The sequence below is a fragment of the Psychrobacter sp. 1Y4 genome (assembly GCF_051847555.1).
This window is the reverse complement of sequence record NZ_JBPYDE010000673.1, coordinates 1-657: the sequence shown is the minus strand read 5'-3', so window position 1 is coordinate 657 and position 657 is coordinate 1. Positions and strand designations below refer to the sequence as shown.

At 43.4% G+C, this 657-nt stretch carries 1 protein-coding gene; it reads right to left on the bottom strand.

The window, feature by feature from the left end; all coding sequences use genetic code 11:
• Positions 1–162 precede the first annotated feature (162 nt).
• On the bottom strand, positions 163–657 hold a 495-nt coding region (locus tag ACS8FC_RS18255; protein WP_439297828.1), incomplete at its 5' end, for an AMP-binding enzyme.

Sequence of the window (657 nt, the reverse complement as noted above, 5' to 3'; positions counted from 1 at the left end):
TCCTGATAAATACTGGTCATCCTTGCCAGAATTAAAAAACCGATACGTTATGTATCGGTTTAAAATGTAGCAGAGCCCATCACAAAGGTCAACTGTTAAGCGTGCAACACGCATTACATTTTGATGAGCACAAGCGTTTCGACATTCAATCGATAGATAATATTATACTTGAGTTTGATTGGCATACATCTCACGCATGACTTTTTTATCATGCTTGCCAACAGAAGTTTTTGGCAGTTCATCAACGAATTTAAATTGACTTGGCACGCCATATTTAGGAATGATACCGCGCTCTACCGCTTTTTCCGCAATGGCTTTGATATCGTCAGCACTGGTTTCTTGAGCATTTGGTTTTAGTACCACCAAGGCCAACGGACGCTCACCCCATTGCTTATCCCGAACGCCAATCACTGAGACATCCGCAACTGATGGATGCAGTGATAAAATGGTCTCAATCTCTAGCGATGAGATCCACTCACCACCTGATTTGATCACATCTTTTAGGCGATCCGTGATTTTAATATAACCATCAGGACGTATGTAAGCGATGTCTTGGGTGTGCATATAGCCACTCTCCCACAGCTCCTTACCAGCATCGTCATTTTTGAGATAGCTTTGGGTCAACCAAGGTGCCCGTAGCACCAGCTCACCCGTATT